Source organism: Paenibacillus sp. S28, from assembly GCF_016624415.1.
GTDB lineage: Bacteria > Bacillota > Bacilli > Paenibacillales > Paenibacillaceae > Paenibacillus_AQ > Paenibacillus_AQ favisporus.
In genome coordinates, this window is sequence record NZ_JACVTM010000005.1 from 15836 (window position 1) to 40874 (window position 25039).

The 25039-nt window shown below is 53.6% G+C and carries 18 protein-coding genes; 11 read left to right on the plus strand and 7 right to left on the minus strand.

Annotated elements, in window-relative coordinates:
- Positions 1-88: 88 nt before the first annotated feature.
- The 3 genes from IAE55_RS13810 to IAE55_RS33810 all read right to left on the minus strand — a co-directional run bounded on the left by IAE55_RS13810 (position 89) and on the right by IAE55_RS33810 (position 3081).
- Positions 89-751 (minus strand): DUF2642 domain-containing protein, encoded by a 663-nt coding sequence (locus tag IAE55_RS13810; RefSeq protein WP_105445215.1) that lies wholly within the window; start codon positions 749-751, stop codon positions 89-91.
- A gap of 13 nt (positions 752-764) precedes the next feature.
- Entirely contained in the window at positions 765-2108 is a 1344-nt protein-coding gene (locus tag IAE55_RS13815; protein ID WP_145161767.1) for an arsenic transporter, read from the minus strand.
- A 205-nt stretch (positions 2109-2313) separates the two neighbouring features.
- Positions 2314-3081, minus strand: coding sequence for a hypothetical protein (locus IAE55_RS33810; protein ID WP_234489545.1), 768 nt, complete (start codon positions 3079-3081; stop codon positions 2314-2316).
- A gap of 347 nt (positions 3082-3428) precedes the next feature.
- Here IAE55_RS33810 and IAE55_RS13825 point away from each other — a divergent pair, with 347 nt between their 5' ends.
- Positions 3429-4478 carry a CotH kinase family protein gene (locus tag IAE55_RS13825; protein WP_200633000.1) on the plus strand — a complete coding sequence of 350 codons (1050 nt, stop codon included), beginning with the start codon at positions 3429-3431 and terminating at the stop codon, positions 4476-4478.
- A gap of 86 nt (positions 4479-4564) precedes the next feature.
- Here IAE55_RS13825 and IAE55_RS13830 read toward each other — a convergent pair whose 3' ends face one another.
- The 4 genes from IAE55_RS13830 to IAE55_RS13845 all read right to left on the minus strand — a co-directional run bounded on the left by IAE55_RS13830 (position 4565) and on the right by IAE55_RS13845 (position 9217).
- Positions 4565-6499 (minus strand): ABC transporter permease, encoded by a 1935-nt coding sequence (locus IAE55_RS13830; protein ID WP_200633002.1) that lies wholly within the window; start codon positions 6497-6499, stop codon positions 4565-4567.
- Complete coding sequence (locus IAE55_RS13835) at positions 6474-7247, minus strand: ABC transporter ATP-binding protein (RefSeq protein ID WP_145161759.1); 774 nt, start codon at positions 7245-7247, stop codon at positions 6474-6476. Before IAE55_RS13835 ends, IAE55_RS13830 begins: the two co-directional genes overlap by 26 nt.
- Positions 7248-7514: 267 nt before the next feature.
- Entirely contained in the window at positions 7515-8519 is a 1005-nt protein-coding gene (locus IAE55_RS13840) for a sensor histidine kinase (protein WP_200633210.1), read from the minus strand.
- Positions 8520-8521: 2 nt separating this feature from the next.
- Entirely contained in the window at positions 8522-9217 is a 696-nt protein-coding gene (locus IAE55_RS13845; protein WP_200633004.1) for a response regulator transcription factor, read from the minus strand.
- 251 nt (positions 9218-9468) lie between these two features.
- Here IAE55_RS13845 and IAE55_RS13850 point away from each other — a divergent pair, with 251 nt between their 5' ends.
- The 10 genes from IAE55_RS13850 to IAE55_RS13895 all read left to right on the plus strand — a co-directional run bounded on the left by IAE55_RS13850 (position 9469) and on the right by IAE55_RS13895 (position 24640).
- A complete protein-coding gene (locus IAE55_RS13850) occupies positions 9469-13074 on the plus strand; it encodes a stalk domain-containing protein (RefSeq protein ID WP_200633005.1) in 3606 nt (1201 codons plus the stop codon).
- Positions 13075-13359: 285 nt separating this feature from the next.
- Entirely contained in the window at positions 13360-15966 is a 2607-nt protein-coding gene (locus tag IAE55_RS13855; protein WP_200633007.1) for a xyloglucanase, read from the plus strand.
- Between the two features lie 308 nt (positions 15967-16274).
- On the plus strand, positions 16275-17249 hold the full coding sequence (locus IAE55_RS13860; protein ID WP_145949204.1) for a LacI family DNA-binding transcriptional regulator: 975 nt from the start codon (positions 16275-16277) through the stop codon (positions 17247-17249).
- Between the two features lie 81 nt (positions 17250-17330).
- Complete coding sequence (locus IAE55_RS13865) at positions 17331-17744, plus strand: YugN-like family protein (protein WP_076173024.1); 414 nt, start codon at positions 17331-17333, stop codon at positions 17742-17744.
- Positions 17745-17937: 193 nt separating this feature from the next.
- Positions 17938-18399, plus strand: a complete 462-nt coding sequence (locus IAE55_RS13870) for a pyridoxamine 5'-phosphate oxidase family protein (protein WP_145949255.1) — start codon at positions 17938-17940, stop codon at positions 18397-18399.
- Positions 18400-18741: 342 nt separating this feature from the next.
- Positions 18742-20427 carry a sensor histidine kinase gene (locus IAE55_RS13875; protein WP_325168640.1) on the plus strand — a complete coding sequence of 562 codons (1686 nt, stop codon included), beginning with the start codon at positions 18742-18744 and terminating at the stop codon, positions 20425-20427.
- Positions 20405-21223, plus strand: a complete 819-nt coding sequence (locus IAE55_RS13880; RefSeq protein ID WP_076173022.1) for a response regulator transcription factor — start codon at positions 20405-20407, stop codon at positions 21221-21223. The genes IAE55_RS13875 and IAE55_RS13880 overlap by 23 nt, the downstream gene beginning before the upstream one ends.
- A gap of 149 nt (positions 21224-21372) precedes the next feature.
- Positions 21373-22707 (plus strand): ABC transporter substrate-binding protein, encoded by a 1335-nt coding sequence (locus tag IAE55_RS13885; protein WP_105445226.1) that lies wholly within the window; start codon positions 21373-21375, stop codon positions 22705-22707.
- 194 nt (positions 22708-22901) lie between these two features.
- The gene (locus IAE55_RS13890; protein ID WP_145162159.1) at positions 22902-23780 is read left to right on the plus strand and encodes a carbohydrate ABC transporter permease; all 879 of its coding nucleotides are present in this window, start codon (positions 22902-22904) and stop codon (positions 23778-23780) included.
- 26 nt (positions 23781-23806) lie between these two features.
- Positions 23807-24640, plus strand: a complete 834-nt coding sequence (locus IAE55_RS13895; protein ID WP_076173020.1) for a carbohydrate ABC transporter permease — start codon at positions 23807-23809, stop codon at positions 24638-24640.
- The last annotated feature ends 399 nt before the right edge of the window (positions 24641-25039 follow it).

The following is a 25039-nucleotide window of genomic DNA, read 5'->3' on the forward strand; positions in this document are numbered from 1 at the left end:
CGGAAACGGCCCCCCCTGCCAGATTCCGGCGTTATGCAAAAATGCAAAAACAGCCAACCAGAGCATGCTCTGCATTGGCTGTTTTTGGTTAGGGAAGATGAATGGATTTGATATGATCCGTGTGAAGAAGGATGGTTTGGCCTCCCGCCTCGATCAGCTCTATAATATGACTGTCTACTTTTTTGAGGAGCCCGGCTTTGAGGGGAGATTCACCCAAATCGAACACGACCAGACCATTCTGGAATTTTTCAAGCTGCTGTTCCAAGTTCCGCGATAGGGCCGGTGTTCCCGGCTGCACGGGAAAATGCGAATCGCTCAAATCATAGGGGGTCATATTCGGAGGGTACGGAGACAAATATTTTACATGGTGCAGCGGGATATAGATGGTATGGTGAACAGGGGAGTAGAAAAGGAAATAATCATTCATAATGCTGGTTACATACCCATGAATCGAGCTGGCACCGCCAAGATGGATTTCCGTAAATATGCCTCTTGCATTCATCAGCATCTTGCGAAAAGAAATATGGGCATGGTCAAGAACGGGCTCTTTGTTGGCTTGAGACGAATCCTCGGCCTCCTCCATGACCTTCATGTGCTGAAGATGGTGCACTGGAGTGTAAATATATTTGTTTTCGGAGTAGAGGACCAAAATATCACTGCCGACATCAATGAGTTCACCGATGATCGGGATTTTATAGCCCGAGATCTTTAATTCTATTGTTTTTCCAAGTAGAGAACGGATGGACTCCATAGCTTGCCTCCTTTCATATGACATATTGAGTCCAGAGATAAAGGCTGGCGAGGCTGACGATTAGACCGACAGGTATCACAATGAACGTAACGCGCATATACTGCTTCCATGTGATATGAATTTTGCTGCTTCTTAACATGAACATCCATATCAAGGTAGCGAGGGTTCCGACGGGCGTCAACAGCGAACCGATGTCGCTTCCGATAATCGTTGCCATATAAGCGAGATGGACATGCTGCGGATCAAGTCCCATGCCGAGCACCGCTAAGGTTCCGATCATGACGGACGGCAGGTTATTCACGATATTGGACAACAGGGTCAGCAAAAGTCCGAATGCGGCGATCAGACTGGCTTCACCCATGCCGGCAAAAGGTTGTAATCCGTTGATTAAAGCGGCGGTTAACCCGGCGTTATCCAGGCTTTTGACGATAATATAGATGCTGAAGGCGAACAGCAGGATATGCCAGGGTGTCTTCGTGACGATGTCCTTGACCCCTGTTTTGGTCCGAAACCAGCGGACGAAAACGATGAGGGCAGCCCCGGTGATTGCGACATACTCGAGCGGTATACCCAAGCTTGCTGCTAGAAAAAAACCTGCCCGGAAGAGGACTACGATGCAGATGCTGACACGAAACAGCCACCAGTCGATTTGGGTTCGGGATTCGGTTGGCTGTTGAAGCGGGTGTATGTTAACCAATGAATAATCACGGGCGGGGTAACGGGAGATGGTAACGGGTATCTGTTTGCGGAAATAAAGGTAGAGCAGCATGGCGATCGTTGCGATCCCGATCATGGAGGGGACGAACATAATTAGGGTATAGCTGTTCAGGTCCAGGCCTACGATATTAAGCGCAATGAGATTCGCGAGGTTGCTCACGCCGATCGGTGCGCTGGATGCCGTTGCGATGAGTGCGCCGGAAAGGAGATACGGTATTTTTTGATGCGGCTTTAATTTCAGCATCGAGCAGATTTGAATAATGATGGGCGTTGTGATCAGGATGCTGCCATCGTTATTAAAGAAAATCGTCATTAGGAAGCAGAGCAGGATCACGTACCAGAACAGTTTTCGGCCGGAACCGTTTACCCGTTCAATCAGGTTGAGAGCAACCCAGCGAAAAACACCGACGCTGTCCAGCACCAGGGACATCACGATTGTAGACAGAATCGTCACAGCGGCTCCGGAAACGATGTTGAAAATGGTGATCAGGTCCGTTAAAGGGACGACCCCGGCGGCGAGCAGAATAAATGCTCCGGCGGTTGTTGAAATGGATTCGTTGATTCCGCGGGGACGCCACATCAAGAAAATGACGGTGATGGCAAATACGCCGACTGTTAGCCACATTTGGTAGTCAGACATTTACTTTGACTCACCTCCCAGGGGGAGAACACTGGATACTGGCTGAATGACTGGATCTACGGTCCGTGTAGCTTTTCCTGGACGAATCATCCAGTATAACGGGATTCCGGCAATTAAAACTGCAATAAATACATACATGGTTTATTCCCCCCTTTGTGGATTGGATTCAACGCGAAAGGTCTATTTGGTTGAATGCAGTCATGGCTTATTTACTGATTTTGCGCTTGCGCACCGTACGTTTAATCGTTTTGGTCTTTCTCCAGGATCTGTTAGCCCATTCCATGGCTCCTCTTGTCAGATTGCCTTTGGTATGGTTGCCGCGGGTTTGGTTACCTCTGGTTTTGTTGCCACGAGTTTGATTACCGCGGGTTTGGTTACCTTTGGTTTGGTTACCTTTGGTTTGGTTGCCTTTGGTTTGGTTGCCGCGAGTTTTGTTACCTCGAGTTTGATTACCACGGGTTTGGTTACCTTTGGTTTGATTACCGTGGGTTTGGTTGCCTTTGCTTTGGTTGCCTCCAGACTGATTGCCTTTAGATTGGTTTTTATTACCGCCGCTCTTGTTCTTGTTTCCTCCACTGGTGTTCGAGCCGATTACCATAACGGATTTCACATGGAATATCGGAATACTGATGACTTCATCTTTTTTGGCTACCAATGTCAATGTGGATTGGTTCACTTCCGCAACTACACCTTCGACTTTCTCGGGTCCGCCGCGGTTAATCTGTACGCGTTGATAGCGGAGCGCGTGCAGCAATCCAGCGAAGTTTCCTGCCATAATCGGGTCCACCGTCATGGCCTTTGCCCCTCCGGATTTGCCTGTGCTGCTGATGCTTTTGATATGGGTGCTGTTGACATAGACGATGCCCTCTTTCGTCGCAACGGCCAGGTAACCGTTTTGTATTCCCACCAGAACACCTACGATCGAGTCCGGCCCGCCGCGATTGATTTTCACCTCGCTCCCGATGGAGTTCATTGTGTTAAGACCTGCTAACGACATACCAATTACCCCTTCCAAGATAGTTTGGATAGTCTCATGAAGGGCTTTATTTGTCCTTCGAGTCTATCTGTAATCTATTTATATGTGTCTTGGAAAAAAGGGGACTAGCCGAAAATACTAGATTATCCAAAATCAAACCGGAGTCTATCTTTCTATGTCTGCCGAATAGTTTTTACACTAGAAAGGCGTCAGCCCTTACGTGAACTGCCGGCGCCGCATAGGTTGAACAAAGCCTAAATAGGGCAAATGATCACGCCGTGTTCAGCCCCAGTGGGCCGGCAGGCCGTAGATCAGGCGATTCAATCTAGAAGGGCGGTTACGGCATGGGTCTGCCTGTATACCGGATCGAGTTAAAGGATTCGGCGATGAAAAAGCTGGAGAGCAACATATGGTCCGATTCGTTTGTCAGTGGAACGATGAGTATGGATGGCCAGAGGACTCCGATTCGCATTCGTTACCGCGGGGGCCATACCCGTGAATATCCGAAAAAATCCTATGAGATTCGGACGGCCAAGGCGACGTACCACTTTAACGCGGAACACGATGATCCGTCCCTGATGAGAAACGCCCTTTCATTTCATTATTTTAATGTGCTTGGCGTCCCCAGCCCCTCGACGAAACACTGCGTGCTTTATATAAATGGAAAGAAGGAAGGGGTGTATTTAAGAATCGAGGCGGTGAAGTCCGCTTTTTTCCGCAAAAGGGGGCTCCATGCACGAAGCATCATCTATGCGGTCAATGATAATGCTGACTTTGCAATGCCGGAAAAAAATGCGAAGTCGAGCAAATTGCTGTCAGGATACGCTTTCATTAAAGGCGGCGAAACGGACAGGAACCGCCTCAGCGACTTCATCCGCAGCATTAACCGGAAAAAAGGGACCGAGCTAAGCGATTATCTTCGGCAGCGACTGGATATGGACAATTATTTACGCTGGTTATGCGGGGCGGTGCTGACGGGAAATTACGACGGTTTCCTCCAGAACTATACGATATTCGAATCCGGCAAACGCAGTAAGTATGGAATGATCCCTTGGGATTATGAGGGCACATGGGGCAGAAACTGCTATGGTAAAGCTGTAAAATCGGACCTGGTCAGAATTAAGGGATACAACGTGCTGACTGGAAAAGTGCTGGCTTACAAGGCGAACAGACAGAAGTATAAGCGAATCCTTGAGCGGGCACTGGAATCTACCTTTACCGTATCCCGCCTGATGCCTGTGGTCAGGAAAATGCACAGCGCCATTGCTCAGGATATCTATGATGACCCTAAATATAAGTGGGATGTCGGTATATTTGATACGGAACCGGATGTCATCAGGGAATATATTGAAGACCGGCGCCGGGATATCAAGAATGAGATGGAGCAGCTTTAGCGAGCCGTGGCTCCCCCGGCTACATAACACAAGCCCTGGCACGTTTACACGTACCAGGGCTTGCTTCTATGGGATTTGACCCCGCTTCAGATCATTTTCTGATGTAAATGATTTAAATAGCGCCAGCGCGTGATCCAATAATAAACGACCTGGATTGCCAGGAACGTGGCGAAGATGGCCAGCGTATGCGAAGCAACGGAGAAGTCGACCAGCTGCTGCAGGGCCAGAAAGGCGACGCTGCTGTGGATGACCGCCACCAGCATCGGCAGGAAGAACATCAGCAGCAGCTGTCTCGAGACGGTTCGCCCCAATTCCTTCCGGCTTAAGCCCACCTTGGAGATCATCCGGTACTGCTCTTCGTCGCGGGCCAGGTCGGCATAGAGCCGGAAGTAGATGAAGCTCGCAGCAAAGGTAAAGAACACGATCCCGACGAGCCCGCTGACGATCAGCAGCAGGCCGTTTAACTGCCTGGACTCGACCCAGTCGATGACGAGCGCCTGGAAGTTGTAATTCATATTTCCCGACTCATCGACGTCATTATTAATGGTGTCGCGGAGCTCCTGCGCGATGCGCAGCGTGTGGTGCCAGTCCGGAACGACAAACTGCACAGAGACGATCTTGAGCAGATTGCCAGCGTTTATCTTCGCATAGTCTGCGTCGGACACGACATACACGTTGGTGGTATTGGGTACGACGATATGCGGCAGCGCTTTGAGCAGATGCAGGGTCATTTCCGAGCCTTCCTTTGTCAGGGTCAGGCTGTCCTGGGTTAATCCGTCCAGCTTGAACTTGCCGGTTTGCGTGACCGTCGAGGGCGTTGCGAGTGCTTCCCCTTCACGAAGCGTCTCCTGCTCGTAACCGAGGGCCGCAGCCAGACGGTTATAATCGTCCAGCTTGATCAGCATGAACCCGTTATCCGAATAAGTCGGGATATAGGATACTTTGCGGTAGTCAAACCCCTCCCTCCGCAGTGTATCTTCAATCAGGCGGACATGCTTATGCTCCAACGAATTTTTATGGTCCGAATCATTGTATGAATCGTACGTGAACGCATACGGATTTTTCATCGCGGCGAGCCCGGGGTCGCCAATGGCCAGCGCGGTTCCGATCCCGGTAAAAGCGGTAGCGGAAATGACCGCAACCATGAAGAACATGACCGCATTGTCCCGCAACCGGTAGATCAGCTCGGAAATCGTCAGCAGGTTCGTCCGCTTGAGGAAGATACGGGGCCGCTTCTTCATCGCTCTCATTACGTACACGCTAAGCTGGGTGAACAGAAAGTACGTGCCGACGATGACCAGGGCCACGCCGCCAAGCAGCAGAGGGAATGAGAACATCCGGCGCAGCGCGAACAGTAACACGCAGGCGTAGCCGAGCAGAATGAGCAGGGCGGATAGGATGGACAGCAGGACCGATGCCTTCGGTTCGGGCTTGGGTTTATCCTCCGCTTTGATCAGCTCGATGAGCGTGCCCTTCCGGGTCATCACCGAGGTAAAGGAAGCGACCAGCAGGAACAAAAGCAGGTACGCCCCGGCCGTCAGCAGTATGGCTTTTCCCGGCAGGTAAAAGGGCAGCCCGTCGACGATCGCCAGCATCGAGGCGGAGATGAGCAGGATCAGCTTCGAGAACACGGCACCGACGATGATCCCGGCGATAATGGCGGCGGCGCCGATCGCGATATTTTCAATAAAAAGCATCCGGTTCAGCTGTTTGCGGGACATGCCGAGCAGGAGCAGAATGCCGAATTCCTTTTTGCGCAGCTTGATAAACGAAGACGCCGAGTACAGCAGGAAAAAGAACGAGAAAATGAACACGATACATTGGGACACCCGCAGCCCCATCGTGCCGAGCATGCTCAGCGTTCCGCTGGAAGACACGATGTTTCCCTTCAGGTCGGGATGAAAGAGCAGCAGGGCATAGATGAAGAAAATCATGACTGAAAAGGCGCTGCTCAGAAAATGGGCGACGTACGCCCGCTTGTTCCGGAAGACGTTATTAAAGGCGAACTGGCGAAAATTCATGTCCGTTCCCTCCCAGCAGCGACAGCACGTTGATGATCTTTTGGTAGAACGCCGCGCGGTTATCCCCGTCATGGATTTCGTTGTACAGCTGGCCGTCTTTGATAAAAATAACGCGGTGACAGTAGCTTGCCGCCACCGGATCGTGGGTGACGAGCAGCATCGTGGCCCCGTCCTCCTGATTGCGCTTCTCCAGAATTTCCATCACGTCACGCGCCGCCTTGGAGTCCAGGTTGCCTGTCGGCTCGTCGGCAAGCAGCAGCTTGGGCCGGTGGATCAGCGCCCGCGCGATCGCGGTTCGCTGCGCCTGCCCTCCGGATATCTCGTAGGTCCGCTTATCCAGGATCGGGGTAATGCCAAGTTTCTCAGCCAGAGCGGCGACCCGTTCGTTCATTTCCTGCACGCCGACGCCATCCAGCGTTAACGGCAGTATAATGTTCTCCTTCACCGTCAGCGTATGAAGCATATTGAACGACTGAAAGACGAAGCCCAGCTCCCGGCGGCGGAATAGTGCCAGCTGATCCTGGGACAGGCGGTACGGATCTTCCCCGCCGATGCGGATTTCGCCCGAGGTCGGGCGGTCGATGGTCGATACGATGTTCAGCAGGGTCGTTTTTCCGCTGCCGGACGGCCCCATGATGCCGACAAACTCGCCTTCCTGAATCGTTAAATCGATATTGGACAGAGCCTCGTAGGAAACCATGCCTTTATAAATTTTGCCTATATTTTTGGCGGATAAAATGTCCGTCATTCGAAGCACTCCTTCTCTTCAACCCGGACACCTGCCCGCGCGCGGGAGAGCGGCGGAACTGGCGGTCCGTTCAATTTCAGACCCCACAAGATCAGTGATGGCGCATCGAGGTAAAGGGATGCTTTGCGGGGTTCATCTAGGTCCAGTGTAAGCGATGGAGCCCAAATCTCCTATGGATGGACCTTTCAGCAATCTTACACGGATGTAAGCTTGCGTCACCGCCTGCAGGCTTGTCTTGTCCGGACGCGCGGCAAAAAGGCGCCGAAATCAACGATTCCGCACCTGTACCTGCGAGCGCTCAAAATGGAGACGGACCGCCGTCCCTTCCCCGGGCACCGATTCAATGCGAATGCCGTGGCCCAACTTGTCCGCGACCTCTTTTACGAGATACAGCCCCATACCCGTCGATTCCTTGAATCTGCGGCCGTTCTCGCCCGTGTAGAAGGGACGGAAGACCCGTCCGAGGTCCACCCTCGGGATGCCGACGCCCCGGTCCCGGATTTCCAGGGTCAAGGAACGGTCGTCTTCTGTCCTGGCCGAAACCGTAATTTTGCTGCCGGTGCCGGCGGCATATTTGATGGCGTTGGACAGCAGCTGCTCGAGCATGAACCGCATCCATTTGGCATCGGTTTGCACCATAATCCCGTCGTCCACCTGAACTTCCGGATACACATGACTTCGGATAAAATACCGCTTGAGCTCGTGCACCGTCTCGTTTACGGCCTGCCGGAGCCCGACGGGCTCCACGCTGAAGTCCTGCTCGAAGGTTTCGAGACGGGACACGTACAGCACCATCTCCAGACCGCGCCGGATGCGGTCGGTTTCCTCCGATATGCTGAGCAGACGCTCATCGTCTTCACCCTGCGTAATCATTTCGATGACGGATACCGGCGTCTTCATCTGATGCACCCACTGGTTCATGAAGGTCAGGTGCTCCTGCTGCTTGCGTTCCCAGGTCTGAAGCAGGTTCTGGTAATGCCGGTACTGCGTCTCCAGCAGGTGGTTGAAGGCTTGGGACACCGGTGCGGTACCGCCTGCGGCGATCGACTCGTTCAAGGCTTCAAATGGACGGGATAAGCGCATGTACAGCAGCCGCTGGCTGAAGAAACGAAAGATGAGATATCCGGCCAAAATAAACAGGCCGAGAAAAACCCCGTAGAGAGCCGTGAGCGGATGGTCGTATCCGTCAAACCAGAACACAGCCACAACGGCCAGCAGTTCCAGCATCGTAAAGATCAGCAGCGGAATATGATCGCGAATGAAGAGCTTCAACGTCATGCCTCATCCTTCCATGCCATATTGAGACGGTAGCCCGAGCCGCGCACCGTTTCCAGCGCCTCCCCGATGCCCAGCTCCGCCAGCCTTTTGCGGACACGGGTAATATTCACGCTCAAGGTGTTGTCGTCCACGAACGTGTCGTCCCACAGCTTCTCGAGGATCGTTTCCCGGGAGACCAGCCGCGGACTGCGTTCCAGCAGGGTTTCGATCAGAATCGTTTCCTTCCGGGTCAGGGAGATCCGCTTGTCCCCCAGTTCCAGCTCCATCCGTTCGGGATACAGGACAAGCCCGGCTTGTTCGACCGTCCGCTCGCCGCCGGCGGCGTAATCCCCGTAGACCCTCCGGAGCTGGCTGCGGACTTTGGCCATCACGATTTCGTAGTGAAACGGCTTGGTGATATAGTCGTCGCCGCCGTTCTCCAGGGCCATGACCTGGTCCATTTTCTCGTTGCGGGCTGAAATAAAAATGATCGGGCAGGTCGAAACCTGACGGATCTGCCGGCACCAGTAGTAGCCGTCGAAGCTCGGCAGGTTGACATCCAGCAGCACGATATGGGGGGCGGCCGCCGTAAACTCATCCAGCACGCGGTCGAAATCGTGAATCACGATGGCCTCGTCTCCGTATTTTTGGATATGGGACTGAAGCAGACCGGCGATCTTCGGATCGTCCTCGACGATCAATATTTTATACATATCCGAATTCTCCTTATGAAAGCAGTACTCGTGTTCCTATAATCGTTAACTCAGTATCATTATACACGTAAACCGCTGCGGGATTCAGGCGGCCAGGGTTCTGGACGGGGAACGGGGGACAAAAAATAAGGGTCCGGAGATTCCGTTAAAAAAATTATTTTTCGGAGCAGATAACTTTTTGCTGTCTTCCTCCGTCAGATATTACACAGTCAATAATTTCTATATCAGGAAAAACAAAAGGAGGCGCGTTTGTGAAAAAAATTTGGTTAACGCTTATGGCCGCCGTGATGATCTTCTCGGTCGCCCTCGGCGCCAATCAGGGGCAGGCAGAAGCCGCAGCCAGTCAAATCTCGATTTATATTGACGGCCAGAAGCTATACTCCCCTCAGGCTCCCATTATGGTGAAAGGCAGGGCCATGCTCCCGATGCGAGCCATTTTTGAGGCGCTCGACGCCACGCTCGACTGGAACGCGAAGACGAAAACCGTCACCGCGAAACGGGATCAAACGACGATTGTACTGAAGATCGGCTCTACATCTGCGATCGTCAACAACCGGACATTGTCCCTGGATGTACCCGGCCAGATCTATAAGGGCAGCACGATGGTGCCTGTCCGGTTCGTCAGCGAGGCGCTGGGTGAAAAGGTCGACTGGAATGCTTCTAACAAGACGGTAACGATCACGACATCCGGCGGACCGGTTAATTCCGTGGCCTATGTTTCGGCCCGGGTCATTTCTAAAAACGGCGACGGACGCGATGTGGAGGTCAGCTTCCCGAAAGTTTCGCCGGAGTCCGGCGTAAGCGAATACCGGGTGCTGATGGTCAAATCGGGCAATGCTTACAATTTCAATCTCGCCCAAGCACTTTCGACCAGCAGCTACACCTCGATCCGCCCGGATGGGGATGACGTGTCGATTACGTTGTCGTCCCAGACCCGCGACGTCAACGGCGATTTGCTCCGGTCGGGTCAGTCGTATGCAGCATTTGTTCTCACCGTGGGCAAACGCGGAAACAGCGCTCTGTCCGGTGTATCCCAGACAATCACGCTGTCTCAGGCTCCGACCCTTCCATCCGTTGGAGCGGTTTCGAACCTCAAAGTATCCGATGCGAGTGACTACGGGGACGGCCGGGACCTGTCCGTCAGCTTTACCAAGGCCCAAACCGAAAACAATATTACGAATTACCGCATCTATGTGGTCAAAACCAAGGATAAGAACAGCTTTGACTTGGCGGCTGCGAACAAGGTGTCGTCCTCAAACTTCACAGTGGTGAACAAGGCTGGAACGACCTTGTCCGGCAATCTTTCTTCTTCGGCAAGGGATACCTCCGGCGAACTGATCCGGAATGGGGTTCCTTACACGGTTTTTGTGATGTCCGTCAGCAATACCGGCAGCTACACGTCGCAGCTGTCCGCCGCTTCATCGTCCATTACACTGGCGGCCAATGCGGTATCCGCACCGGTCATTACCCGTGTGGATGACATCAGCAATTATGGCGACGGCCGGGATCTGCGCGTGAACTTCAACAAGGTGTCCGACGAATCCCGCATCGGTTCTTACCGGATTTTCGTCGTGAAGGACAGCAAGGCAGGCAGCTTTAGCCTCTCGGCAGCGAACAATGTTCCGAGTGCTTATTACACGCAGGTGGGCAAAACCGGTTATAACATCAGCCAGGCGCTGTCTTCCGGAGCGCGTGACGTCGACGGATCGCTGATCGCGAACGGCGTTGTATACCGCGTGTTTGTCATGGCCGTGGGAACGGGAAGCTATTCCGGCAGCAATGCGCTGTCCTCGGCGTCTTCTTCCATCGTGCTTTATGGCAACGGTAATGTCGATGCGGCAAGCAATGTGAATGTCAGCGACATTAGCGATTACGGCGATGGCCGCGATCTGCGGGTTACTTTTAACCGGGCATCCGACGAGAGCCGCATTTCCGGCTACCGGATCATGGTCGTGAAGTCGAACCAGGCAGGGAGCTTCAATCTGTCCTGGGCGAACTCGGTGTCCAGCTCGAATTACACGACGGTAGACAAAACCGGATATAACATTACGAAGGTGCTGTCTTCCGGAGCAAGGGACGTGGACGGCGACTATATCCGCAATGGCACCAGCTACCGGGTGTTCGTTCTGTCGATCGGTTCCGGCGGCTACTCCGGCAGCAACGCGCTGTCTTCCTATTCCCCGGCGATCACGCTGGGAACCAACGGCTACGTAGGACCGGCAAGCAACGTGAGCGTATCCGACGTTTCGGACTACGGCGACGGCCGGGATCTGCTTGTGAACTTTAAGCGTGCCGACGACGAAAGATATATCGGCCAATACCGGATTCTCGTCGTGAAAAACGGGGATGCCGCACGTTTTGACCTGAATGATGCCAGCGCGGTGCGCAGCTCGAACTACACGGCAGTCACGCCGAATGGTGCCAACGTAAGCAAGGCTCTCGCTTCGGGAGCGCGGGATGTGGATGGGGACGCCATCCGGAACGGCATCTCCTATCGGGTATTTATTTTGTCGGTAGGAACGGGCAGCTACGCCGGAACGAACGCTCTCTCCTCTTATTCGCTATCCATCACGCTATCGGGCAATGTGAAGGTCGACCCGGCAACGAATGTGAAGGCGGCGGATATCGGCGATAACGGCGATGGACGCGATCTGCAAGTGACTTTCAATCGTGCCAAGGACGAAAGCAACATTAAAGGTTACCGGATTCTCGTTGTACAGGAATCTCAGGCACAATTTTTTGATCTATCCGATGCTGAAAAAGTGCCAGGTTCGCTCTACACGTCCGTTAGCACGACTGGCTCTAATTTGAGTGTTGTACTGAATACTGGAGACCGGTCCGTCGATAATAATGCCATCAAAAATGGCCTCAGCTATAAGGTGTTCGTTCTGTCTGTAGGAGCGAACGGTACCAATGCGCTGTCTGAACCATCTGCGCCGATCACACTGTCCACGAAGTCTGCAAGTCCGGCAACGGATGTCAGCGTGTCGGACGTAGGGGACAACAACAACGGCAGTGACCTGGAGGTTTCCTTTACCAAAGCGGCGGATGAGAGCGATGTTTACGGATACCGCGTCTTGGTCGTGCCTGCCGATAAAGCAGACGGACTTAAGGCGGAAGCAGCAGCAGAGATCCGAAATTATACGGAGGCCCTGAAGGGAAATAACTTTAAACAAAAGCTCAGTCCGGATGCCAGAGACATCGACGATAAACTGATTGAGAACGGAAAATCTTATAAGGTGCTGGTCTTGTCCATGATGACCACGTCCGGTAAAGGAAGCGTCCTGTCGAAACCTTCCAATGAAATCAAACTGCAGTCCAACCCGACCCTGGTGACTCGCGTCACCGCTTCGGAGCTAAAGGATGAAGAGGTCAAAGTTACCTTTGCGAAAGCGACGGATGAAAGCACCATCGATTATTACAAGGTGTTCGCCGTGCCGGTTGGATCGACTACGTTCATGACGGCGAAATCCGCCAAGGAGGTACCGGACAGCTTCAAGAAAGTGGATAAGGCTAACAAGGGTTCTTACGAGACGGCTTTCCAGGCGGGCGACAAAGATATTTACGGTCAGGAGCTGGATAAGAATGCCAGCTACCTGGTATACGTCCTGTCCGTGTTGAAAGGGGACCAGGCTTCCAAAAGCGTGCTTTCTTCCGAAACAGGTTTTATGTTCGTAACGGCTTTTGATGAGAAGGACACGAAGGGTTACGCCAAAAATCAGCTGGTGAGCGATCAAGGCAGCATTTATCAAGTGCTAAAGGACTCGCCGCAGGGAACGCCGGGCAACTCCGGTGACTATAAACTGCTGAAGAAGGCGGAAGCCAAGGCAACCGTCTCCAGCAAAACAAAGGGCTGATAACGGAATTGGCATTAACTTGCCGATCATCGGCCCGCAAATCACAGCTCCTGGATGATTGATTCCAGGGGCTGTTTTTATTGCGTATGTCTAATTTCCATATGAAAAATCATCCAATTATTAGGGTATTCTTGCGGGATTCTTTGCCTGTACAATAAATCTACTCATCGAGGTAACCGCTTACATAAAGTGCTGCGGCTGCAGCAAATCCTCATGTCAGTCATCATCGCATTTTTCGAAAACGCTTTCGAATAACCATCCATTTTATGATTGAGGAGGGCAATGATGTTCAAGAAGACGTTAAGCTTGGTTCTCGCCGCTTCCATCGCGCTGCCGCTGGCCGGTGCGGTGGGCCCGGTGTCTGCTGACAAGGAGAACAATGGTAAAGAACCCAAGGCGCCTGTCCAAACGTACAGCTGGGACCGGGTCAAGGTTGTCGGCGGAGGTTTTGTTCCTGGGATTGTCTACAACCCGAGCGAAAAGGATCTGATCTACGCACGGACGGATATCGGAGGAGCCTACCGCTGGGACCCGGCCACGAAGACCTGGAAGCAGCTGCTGGATTTTGTCAGTGCAAAAGAATGGAACATGCTCGGCGTGGACACCCTGGCGACGGATCCGGTGGAAACGAACCGTTTGTATGTGGCGGCCGGAACCTACACCAACGACTGGACCGACATGAACGGCGTGCTGCTCCGCTCTACGGATAAAGGGGAGACGTGGCAGCGCACGGAGCTTCCTTTTAAACTCGGGGGCAATATGCCGGGAAGGTCGATGGGCGAGCGGCTGGCGATCGATCCGAACAATAACCGTATCCTCTACATGGGTACCCGCAGCGGCAACGGGCTGTGGCGCAGCACTGATTACGGAGTCACCTGGAGCAAAGTCGACAGCTTCAACGCCGCCGGCAACGTGAAGGACTCAACCAACGATCTGGTCGGCGTCGTGTGGGTGACGTTTGACCCGTCAACGGGAAGCAAAGGGAAAACAACCAAGACGATTTACGTCGGAGTCGCCGATACCGAGCATAGCATCTATCGGAGCACCGACGGCGGTCAAACCTGGGAGCCCGTACCGGGGCAGCCTAATCAAGGGTTCCTCCCGCACCATGGCGTGCTTTCGAAGAACGGCAGCCTCTACGTGACCTACACCAAGGAAGTGGGTCCGTATAACGGCGGTGAAGGCTCGGTGTGGAAATACGATACGTTAACCGGACAGTGGGCCGATATCAGCCCGACCGGTGCAGGTTCGACGGACAGTCCGTACGGCGGCCTTGCCGTCGATGCGCAGCACCCGGATACGATCATGGTCGCTACGATGAACAAATGGTGGCCGGACGAATTCATCTACCGCAGCACGGACGGCGGCAAAACGTGGAAGCCGTTCTGGACACTGGATTACGACAAAGACCCGGTAAGGACGAACAACTACACCATTGACTATTCGCTGTCACCATGGCTGGATTGGGGCGAGAAAAAGAATCTGCCGGAGCAGAATCCGAAGCTCGGCTGGATGATCGGCGACCTGGAGATCGATCCGTTTAATCCGGACCGGATCATGTACGGTACGGGCGCGACGCTGTACGGGTCGGAGAACGTGACTGCCCTGGACAAAGGAGAAAATGTCAATATCTCCGTCATGGCCGACGGGATCGAAGAGACGGCGATTCTCGGCTTGATCAGCCCGCCGAGCGGGGCCCATCTGCTGAGCGCCATGGGGGATATCGGAGGCTTCCGCCACGACGATTTGACCAAGGCACCGTCCATGATTACGAATCCGTATATCGGGACAAGCACGGATATCGACTATGCCGAACTGAACCCGGACATCGTCGTCCACGTCGGCAACAGCGACGGGGCGAACCCGAGGATGGGCGTGTCCACGGATAACGGCAAGACATGGAAGCCGGCGGCCAACGCCTGGGCGTCGGCTTCCGACGATGCCACGCAAGGCGGCTATGTCGCGGTCGGTGCAGACGGCTCTTCCATCGTCTGGAGCCCGTCCAACTCGGCCGCTCCGAAGCCGGTGAGCTATTCGCGCGACCTGGGCGCCACGTGGACGGCCTCGTCCGGGGTTCCAAGCGGCGCGAGAGTAGCCTCGGACCGGGTGAATCCGAATAAGTTTTACGCGATTGCGGACGGCACGTTCTATGTCAGCCAGGACGGAGGAGCCTCCTTCGTCAAGGCAGCCGCGGGCCTGCCGACCAACCTGACAAGTAACTTCAAAGCCGTACCTGGCGTGGAAGGGGACATCTGGGTGGCCGCTGCCGCGGATAACAAGAACCAGGACAGCCTTTTTGGATTATGGCATTCCACGGATTCGGGACGTACGTTTACGAAGCTGGGACAGATTCAGGAAGCAGCGGCCATCGGTTTCGGCAAAGCCGCTCCCGGCCAGAAATACATGGCGCTGTATGCCCATGCCACCATCAACAATGTGGACGGCATTTACCGCTCCGATGACGCAGGCAAGACGTGGACACGCATCAATGACGACCAGCACCAGTTCGGTTCGGCCAACGCGGCGATCACCGGGGATCCAAGGGTTTACGGCCGCGTATATTTGGCGACCAACGGCCTCGGCATTGTCCTTGGCGATATCGCCGGCAGCCCGGATACGGCGGCACCGGTCATCACGGTTGACGACAAAGGCAAACCGCAAAACAACCGGAACTATGTGCTCTCCGGCCGCGTTAACGAGGCTCTGCAGGATTCCACGATCAGCGTTTCCTTAAATGGCGGAAAGCCTTTTACCATAAAAGTCGTGAATGGAAAGTTCAATCATAAGCTGACCTTGGCCAGCGGGAAAAACCGGATTGTGCTGGAAGCATCCGACCTGGCAGGGAACAAGGCAAGCCTTGAGGTTACGGTCGAGTACAACGCCAAGAAGTAATTTGAAAAAGGACGCGCAGGGATCCATCTCAAAAGAGGGACCTGCTGCCGTCCATGCGGTGAGGACTGCCCACGATCGGCATCCTGCCCCTTTCCAAAGCGGTATATATGAGGGACCGGCCCGGGACAGCAAATCCGCTGCCCGGGCGGTCCTTTTATTTTTCAAGAACAGGTCAAGCGCCGTTGGTAGAAATGAAATGTAGCCTGTATGAATGCGCTGTTGTGCAGGGGAACGAGGCACCGGTGTCGAAACGATTCAAACAGAATGATAAAATGAAATGATAAGCCAAACGATTGGAGTGAGAAGCCGTGGCCAGTATTAAAGATATCGCCAAAAAAGCCGGCGTATCCATATCAACGGTATCCTACGCGCTGAACGGAAGCTCGAAGGTGACGGATGAGACCTGCGCCCGGATTTTGGCCATCGCCAAAGAACTGAATTATGTACCCAATGCGGCGGCACGAAGCCTGAAGAAAAAGGAGTCGAAAATTATCGGGGCCTTTCTGCCGGATTTTAGCGGCGGTTTCTACGGAGATCTGCTTCAGGGAATGAAGGGCACGCTGATTCAAAAAGGATACGATCTGGTAGTATGCAGCGGCCCCCAGTCGCACCGGCTGCTGGCTGAGAAGCTGTTTGATGGGGCGCTGATCCTCGACCACACGTTCTCGGACGAGCAGCTGCTGAACTTTGCCGAGCTTGGGCACCGGCTGGTGGTGCTGGACCGGGAGCTGAAGCATCCGAATATCAATCACGTTCTTCTTGATAACAAAGCCGGGGCCAGCCTGGCGATGGAGTATCTGATCGACCTGGGACACCGGAAAATTTACGTGGTTACCGGTCCCGAGGGCTCTTACGACTCGAAGCAGCGTATGGCCGCGGTCAGACAAACGGTCGAACGAAACAGCGACGTGGAATGTATTGAAATTCCCGGTGACTTTAACCGCACGGGCGGCGAGCGGGCCGGCAAACAGATTGCTGCGGAATTCGAAGGTCCGGTGGCGGTCTTTTGCCTGAATGATGAAATGGCGATCGGCATGTATGACTATATATCCGAAACGGATTTGGAGATGGGCAAGGACATCCACATCATCGGTTTCGATAATATCGAGCTGTCCGAGTACATCCGCCCAAGGCTTGCGACGATCGATTATTCCAAGAAAAAGTGGGGTTCGCTCGCATCCGAGCAGCTGATCAAAATCATTGAAGGCAAGCCGGTCGAAAATGAGCGGATTTATGTGACTTTGGTCAAGGCGGAATCGGTTAAGGCGGTCGAATCAGCCTAATCCCGCCGGACGGCAGCCGCTGAAGTATAAAGAAAGATATTCCTGCTCATCCTGAAGGTAAACCGACAGGAGGATGCAGGAATGATCAATCTGGAGTCCAGACTCGAAAATGTGGAAGACGAATTCGTCAATATTGACAGCTACCTATGCAAGCATGATTTTTCGCTGGCTGGTAACTGGGATTATAAGCACGGCTATCTGGATAAGCGCCTTGACCAGGAAAGAATGGTGTGGCTGCGGATCCCTTTTCATGTAACCAAAGGCAACCTGGACGGCGAATGCGGCGGCTGCCGGGCGACCGTTAAGCTGGGACGCCCTTTCGTATTCAAGTACGTATACAACACGGGAACTGACAAGCATGCCATGCCCCATCTGCTCGGCGCCTTATTCGACCAGTTTCAGGCACCGCTCGATCCTGACGCACATCTGGAGGACGAGTGGGTACAGCGCGCAAGAAGCGTTCTGCAGGAAGTGGAGCTGGGGTACTTACCCTAAGGATTTCGCCGTAAATTAGAGCAGCTTGGTCAAATTCGTTTGGCCGGGCTGCTTTTTGTTTTGTACAGGAAAGCGGGGCTAAAACATCGGGATCGCTGAGATTACGTGTTTCTTTTTATACAGCCATCGTTTGTTTCATAGAGTACAATAGGGGAACCACAGGGAAGAAAGGAGATGTCAGTCAATGAAATACATGGAGACGGCGGAACTTCCGGACGAGCTGTACGAGCTGCTGGACGGCAGGGAGCTGATCACGAAACAGCATGAGGCGATGATGCTGATGACCGTTACGGAGGAGGGATGGCCGCACACGGCCATGATTAGTGTGGGCGAGATCGTGGCCCTGGACCGGGGGCAGGTCCGGCTGGCCATGTGGAACGGAACCGCCACGACCCGAAACATGATCCGTACGGGAAAAGCGACGCTCGTTCTGATCTACTCCGGCAAGGCTTATTACGTAAAGCTTGCGCTGAGACTTCTGCCGGTGCTTCCCGCAGCCAAGCATCCACGAGAGCGTTTTGAGGCGGACATCTTATCCGTCCGAGCGGACGTGGCCGCGTATGCGGACATTAGGTCCGGCATACAGGTCGACTTTAAGGAGCCCGAAGCCGTGCTCACCCGCTGGTATGAAACGTTAGCCGATCTGAGGTTGTAGAACGGCAGCCGAATTCCGATAAAGGCGCTTCGGCCATCCCCGGGCTGGGCAGATGCCTGGTCTGAGGATGCCGCTAAACGCGGTTCAGCTATCATGAGTTTACGTCGATAGGGCTTTTCTTCTGATCTTTCGTGCTTTGTTCGGAATTTATGCAACAAGACTTTGAAAGCGCAATCATTCGTATATACAATAACATTACGAAATTCACACTTGGAAAAAGAGGGTGATTCGCATATGAGATCCTGGCTCCTCACGCGCTTTCCCCCGCTACACTCGATTGTCGTGCAGCTCTTCCTCTTCTTTTTCTTCGGGATGACTCTTCCTGTCCTTATAGGAGGTTTTTTGTCCTACCACAAATCGTCCTTGATCGTTGAACAGCAGGTCAGCAAGGTGGCCGCGCTAACGATCGTGCAGGTCAGCGACAAGCTGAACATGTTTTTTAAGAAACTGGATGACTCCTCGATGATGGTATTAAACAGCAAAATCGTCCACAACATTTTGGAGCAAAGGCAGGGCGACAACGCCTATGAAACGACGCTCAAGGTGAAGGACGGTAAAGATATGCTGACCTCGATTATGATCAATTCACCGGAAATTCTCGATATTTATATTTTTGATGTCAAAGGCAAAAACTCGGTGCTCAGCGCAGACTCGCTTATGTCGATTCCGAATCAGTGGGATTCCGACTGGTACAAAGCCATTTTGAAGGCGAACGGAAATACCGTATGGTTTGGGCTCTCCGAAACCTCATACCTGAAAAAGACCGGGATGGGCTTCCCGGTGTTCGGTCTCGGCAGGGCCATCCGCAGCTGGGAGACCGGCGAAATTATCGGCGTCATGTTTGTCGAGGTGATGGGGAACGTGCTGATCGATGAGCTGAACCGCGTTCAATTCGGCGATACGGGATACGTCTACATCGTCAACGACCGGAATCAGTATTTCTACCATCCCGACCCGGATGAGTACGGCCAAACGTCGAAGCTGCCGCTGCCGACCCGGAAGACGCAGCTGCGCGAAGGACGGCGCAACACGCTGATGATTCCCGAGCTGCTCGACAACGACTGGCGTGTCGTCGGCGTCGTGCCGCTGGAGGAGATGACAGCCGATTCGGCCAGTATCCGCAATCTGACGGTGCTGATTACCCTCTGCTCGATCGTGCTGGCGATCGGCATGGGCTACTACGTTACGCGCAGAATCGGGAATCCGCTCGTCAACTTGAGCCGCTTGATGCGCAAAGGGGAAGCCGGCGACCTGACCATCCGCAGCCGCAGCGTCGGACGCAACGAAATCGGCCAGCTGGGACGCAGCTTCAACAAGATGATCGAACAGATCGAGCTGCTCATCGAGCGGATTGCCAAGGAGGAATCTGAGAAGAAGAAGGCCGAAATCCGGGCGCTTCGGTACCAGATTAATCCGCATTTTCTGTACAACACGCTGAATTCGATCCGCTGGCTGGCCAAGCTGAACCGTACGAACGACGTCGACCAAGCCGTCACTTCGCTCGTCCAGCTGCTTGAGGTCAGTATGGGGCGCAGCGGCGTCTTTATCCAGTTAGGCGAGGAGCTGGACCTGCTGCAGAAATACATGGTCATTCAAGGGTACCGATATGACAATGCCATGACCCTGCTAATCGATTGTCCCGATGAGCTGAAGCAAATTCCGATTCCACGCATGCTGCTGCAGCCGATCGTGGAGAACGCGGTCTTCCACGGTATCGCGCCCAAAGACGAACCGGGCACGATTGAGATCCGCGCGCGCCAAGAAGGGGAGGAGATCATCGTCAGCATCGCCGACGACGGCGTAGGTATGAGCGAAGAGCGGCTGGCCCACATCTTCGCCGACGAGCGTGCCCATCATCACCGGGGGATGACCAACATCGGGCTGCGCCATGTGCACCAAACGATTCGGCTGTATTACGGCAGCGGATATGGGGTCAACGTGACCAGCGAGCTCATGCAGGGGACGGAGGTCACGATTACTTTTTCAAATTTAAAGGGGGATCAGGATGTACAAAGTGCTGTTGGTTGATGATGAAGCCATCGCAAGAATGGGGATTCGGTCTACTTTTGAGTGGGAAGTCAACGGATTCGAGCTGGTGGGAGAAGCCTCCAACGGCCAGCGGGCGATGAAATGGGTCGAGAGCAAGGAGATCGACATTCTGATTACCGATATTGCCATGCCGGTCATGGATGGGCTTGAGCTGGCGCGCAGGACCAGGGAAATCTGTCCTTGGGTCAAGGTGCTCCTGCTCAGCTGCCACAGCGACTTCGAGTACGTCCGCGAGGGGATCCGGCTGGGTGCCTTTGACTATATTTTAAAGCCGATGCTGAGTGCGGAATCGTTGAAAACGGTGCTGTACGAAATGCGCCACAGCCTGCAGAAGGAGAAGGAGGATCACCGCATTCTGGAGCAGTACAAAGAAAAAAACAGCGCAGATCCGGCGGTTGCCGTGATGCCGCTGCCCCTCCCTGCGGATTGTCCTCCTCCGGATAAATCGCTGCACCAACGGATCGTCCAGCAGGCGGTCGAGTATATTTCGGAGCATTTTACAGAGTCGATCTCTCTGCAGCAGGTTGCCGACAAGGTGTGCGTCAGCCGCAACTACTTCAGTGAAATGTTCAAGCGGGTCACCGGACATAATTTCATCGATTACTTGATTACGCTGCGGGTGAACCGGGCCAAGGAGCTTCTGCAAAATCCAACGCTGAAGGTATATGAGGTCGCAGAGATGTCCGGCTTCAATGACACCAAGCATTTCAGCAAGCAGTTCAAAAAGGTCGTCGGACTGACGCCGGCGGAATTCCAGGGAATGCCGCGCAGGTGAGGTGTCCAAAAACACAGGAAAACATGACACGATTTCGGAAATATGTGCCGTTCAAAAGGCGAAGGGCGCCGTTTTATAATAATCACGTAAGCGTTTTCACACCAAGGTGCTAAGCCGATGACTACTCTTTTGAATGGGGGAGTAAAGAAATGAAGAAGCTCAGAAAGTCCTTGCTAGCGGTGGTATTGTTGGCGTCGGTTGTGCTGCAGGCATGCGGATCGGGTGGCGGCAGCAGCGATAACCAGGGAGCGGTGGCGGAGGACGGCAAAGGCAGCGGGGAGAAGGTCAAGATTAAATGGGCGACCTGGGGCAATCCCGGAGAGCTGACCCGCTTCCAGGAGTTTACGAAGGATTTCAACTCGAGGCATCCGGACATTGAGGCGGAGCTGATTCCGATTCCGGGGGAATACGACCAGAAAATTTTGACACAGCTGACGGGAGGAACCGCTCCTGACGTGTTTTATGCCGGCGATGGCTTCGTCGTGAAACTGATTGAGAACAAGAGCATTGAGGAAATGACGCCGAGAATGACGGCGGCAGACAGCAAAATCAAACCGGACGACTACTTCGAAGGGCTGTGGGGCGCGGCCAAGCGCGACGGCAAAATCTACGGTGTGCCGGTCGACTGCAATCCGATGGTGCTGTGGTACAACAAGAAAGTGCTGAACGACGCGGGAATTACGGAGATGCCGGCTGACCTTCAGGCGAAAGGTCAATGGACCTGGGACGCGTTCAAAGGCATGGTGGAGAAAATCCGCGACTCGAAAAAGTACGGTTACGTGCTTGATAACTCCTGGAACAGCTATTACAGCTGGGTAACGTCCAACGGCGGCAAGGTTTACGACGACAATGGCAAGTTCATCGGCTACGACGATCCAAAGTCGAAGGAAGCGTTCCAGTTCCTGTACGATAACGTGAAGGAGAAAAATATTACATTTGCCGGTACGCTGCCGAAGGGGCAGGGCGGTGACGCCATGTTTATGTCCAACCAAGTCGGATTCGTCGGAGCCGGACGCTGGTATCTGCCGCTGTTCAAGAAAAACTCCAGCCTGGAGTACGATGTCGTGACCTGGCCGACGAACACCGGGAACAAGATTGAACCGGCCGGAATTCCGACGGCATTCCTGGTCATGAACAGCGCATCGAAGCATAAAGACGCCGCCTACACCTTCTATTCCGAATTCCTGAGCTCGGATGGCCAGAAGTTCCGTTTGCAAGGCGGAGGTAACGCCGTTCCGTCCGTTCAAGGTGTGGATGACGTCGTTCTGGAAGGCAATCTGCCGGAGCATGCCCAGCTGTTCCTCGATGCCCGTGAGGTAGGTTATTCCCTGACGCCGTTCGAGGCCGGCATCCCAGGATTGAGCACGGATATTACTTCCAAGTTCGAGGCATTGTGGCTCAAGAACGGCGAGTTGGACGCATCGCTCAAAGGCATTCAGGAAATGGCCAACAAAAAAATCGACGATTATAAAAACGGCAAATAACGAAGGTCCGGAGGGAAGGAGCGCAGGGCACAGCGCAGCGTTCCTTCCCTCTTTCCATGCCGGCCGGCGGCTGGCGGCCAGCGCTTCATAAGGCGTAATTCGCAAGAGGAAGGTGGATGTTTATGCAGAATCAGACGGCCGATCGAACGGCTTCTGCGCCGGCCTTGCAGCCGGACAACAAACGGAAGACCGCTATGACGAGCAAGACATCGGATGGCATATGGGGCTATGTCTTTATTTTTCCCCAATTGGTCGGACTGCTGCTGTTCTCCTTAATTCCCCTGATTTCGGCTTTCGTGCTCAGCATGATGAAATGGGACGGGATGGGGGAGAAGCAGTTTGTCGGACTGGATAACTTCATCAACACGTTCAAGGATGAGGATTTCCGGATCGCCGTGGTCAACACGCTGTATTATACGGTGCTAACCGTGCCTACAGGCATTATTCTGGCGATGCTCATCGCGGTGGGCCTGAACCGGGTAAAAGGCAAGCTGATCTACAGACTCATTTATTTTATGCCGAACATTACGATGTCCGTGGCGGTCGCCGTCGTCTTTATGTGGCTGTTTAACGCCGATTTCGGGTTGATCAACCTTTATTTGAAGGAGTGGTTCGGGATCGACGGTCCCCGCTGGCTGACCGACACGCGGTTTGTTATGCCGTCGATCGCCATGCTCAGCGTCTGGATGGGGCTTGGCGGGAATATGGTCTTGTTCCTGGCCGGGCTGCAGGGCATATCCGCCAGCTATTACGAAGCGGCACAGATTGACGGCGCCAGCAAATGGCAGCAGTTTGTCAATATAACCGTTCCGCTGCTGTCTCCGACGACCTTTTTCGTGACGATTATGACGATCATCGGTTCGTTTCAGGTGTTCGACCAGTCGTTCGTCATGACCTCCGGCGGGCCCGCGAAAGCGAGCTATACGATCGTGTTTCACATTTACGATACGGCGTTCGTGGACTTTACGTTCGGAAAAAGCACGGCGACCGCAGTCATTTTGTTCATCATGATCTTGGCGCTGACGCTGTTCCAAATGAAAATGTCCAAACGCTGGGTCCATTACGAGGACTAGAATCGACCGGATAAGGAGGAGAACGCATGCAGACCAGAGGACTACGTTTGTCCACCGTCCTGCTTCACATTATATTGCTGATCGGCGCGTGCATTATGGCACTGCCGTTTGTATGGATGCTGCTCAGCTCGCTCAAGGATCTGTCCCAAGTTTTTATCGTGCCGCCCAAATGGATTCCCGATCCGTTCGTGTGGTCCAATTTCAAAACCTCGTTAACGGCTTTGCCCTTCGGAAGGGCGTATTTCAACAGCTTCTATATCAACATCATCGTCGTTGCTTCGCAGCTGTTCACCTGCTCGATGGCGGCTTACGCGTTTGCCAAGATCCGCTTTCCCTTCCGGGAGCCCCTCTTCGTCCTGTTTCTGGCGACGATGATGGTGCCGGGGCAAGTCACGATCATTCCCCTGTATTTGATGATGAAAAGCATCGGCTGGCTGGACTCGCACTTGTCAATCATTGTGCCCGCCGCGCTGTTTAACGCCTTCGGCGTGTTTCTGCTGCGCCAGTTTTTCAGAGGCATTCCGAAGGAGATGGAGGAGGCCGCCATCGTGGACGGCGCCAACCGCTGGACGATTTATGCGCGGATCATGCTGCCCCTGGTGAAGCCGGCTTTGTCGGCGCTCGGCATTTTCACGTTCCTCGGCATGTGGAACAGCTTCTTCTATCCGCTCATTTTCCTGAACACTCCCGAAAAATTCACCGTCCCGATGATGCTGAACCTGTACCGCGGCATGTATTCCACGGACTGGACGCTCATGATGGCCGGCGCCTCGATTGCGCTGATTCCGGTGCTGATTGTGTATATTATCGGCCAGCGGTATATCATCGAGGGAGTAACGCTGTCCGGGATCAAGGGTTAACGGGTTGTGTTTATGTTTGGAGATAAGAAAGTATTAACTTCCCAGGCAAACATCCTTATCTCGCAAGAAAGACTTCCGCTAAACGCGGTATGTCTTCTTAAAAAGTATGTCGTTAAACGTGTTTGTTAGCAAGTCGCCGCAGCGTGGCCAAATTTCTTTGGCCAGGCTGTTTTTCTTTGTAGACGTAAACTGCCAAAAAGGCGGGGTGACCGAGCGCCAAGGAAATGGGGATAGCAGTTTGGGGGAACGGTTGAAGGGGGGCGATGTTTCTTGGAAATATAGGCAAGCCGCTCATTTTGCGGGGGAAATATGATACGCTATACTTTAGTTCAATCTATCTGGTGAAGAAAATTCACTTTATAAAGGCCATGCATCGGAGCAGGGAACACAGAGGGGGAA

Excerpts from the sequence above, each read along its gene's own strand:
- IAE55_RS13880 (WP_076173022.1), top strand. The coding sequence starts at position 20,405 with ATGTACAAAGTGCTGTTGGTTGATGATGAAGCCATCGCAAGAATGGGG.
- IAE55_RS13865 (WP_076173024.1), top strand. The coding sequence starts at position 17,331 with ATGATCAATCTGGAGTCCAGACTCGAAAATGTGGAAGACGAATTCGTC.
- IAE55_RS13855 (WP_200633007.1), top strand. The coding sequence starts at position 13,360 with ATGTTCAAGAAGACGTTAAGCTTGGTTCTCGCCGCTTCCATCGCGCTG.
- IAE55_RS13885 (WP_105445226.1), top strand. The coding sequence starts at position 21,373 with ATGAAGAAGCTCAGAAAGTCCTTGCTAGCGGTGGTATTGTTGGCGTCG.
- IAE55_RS13815 (WP_145161767.1), bottom strand. The coding sequence starts at position 2,108 with ATGTCTGACTACCAAATGTGGCTAACAGTCGGCGTATTTGCCATCACC.
- IAE55_RS13895 (WP_076173020.1), top strand. The coding sequence starts at position 23,807 with ATGCAGACCAGAGGACTACGTTTGTCCACCGTCCTGCTTCACATTATA.
- IAE55_RS13870 (WP_145949255.1), top strand. The coding sequence starts at position 17,938 with ATGGAGACGGCGGAACTTCCGGACGAGCTGTACGAGCTGCTGGACGGC.
- IAE55_RS13890 (WP_145162159.1), top strand. The coding sequence starts at position 22,902 with ATGACGAGCAAGACATCGGATGGCATATGGGGCTATGTCTTTATTTTT.
- IAE55_RS13825 (WP_200633000.1), top strand. The coding sequence starts at position 3,429 with ATGGGTCTGCCTGTATACCGGATCGAGTTAAAGGATTCGGCGATGAAA.
- IAE55_RS13835 (WP_145161759.1), bottom strand. The coding sequence starts at position 7,247 with ATGACGGACATTTTATCCGCCAAAAATATAGGCAAAATTTATAAAGGC.
- IAE55_RS13845 (WP_200633004.1), bottom strand. The coding sequence starts at position 9,217 with ATGTATAAAATATTGATCGTCGAGGACGATCCGAAGATCGCCGGTCTG.
- IAE55_RS33810 (WP_234489545.1), bottom strand. The coding sequence starts at position 3,081 with ATGAACTCCATCGGGAGCGAGGTGAAAATCAATCGCGGCGGGCCGGAC.
- IAE55_RS13830 (WP_200633002.1), bottom strand. The coding sequence starts at position 6,499 with ATGAATTTTCGCCAGTTCGCCTTTAATAACGTCTTCCGGAACAAGCGG.
- IAE55_RS13810 (WP_105445215.1), bottom strand. The coding sequence starts at position 751 with ATGGAGTCCATCCGTTCTCTACTTGGAAAAACAATAGAATTAAAGATC.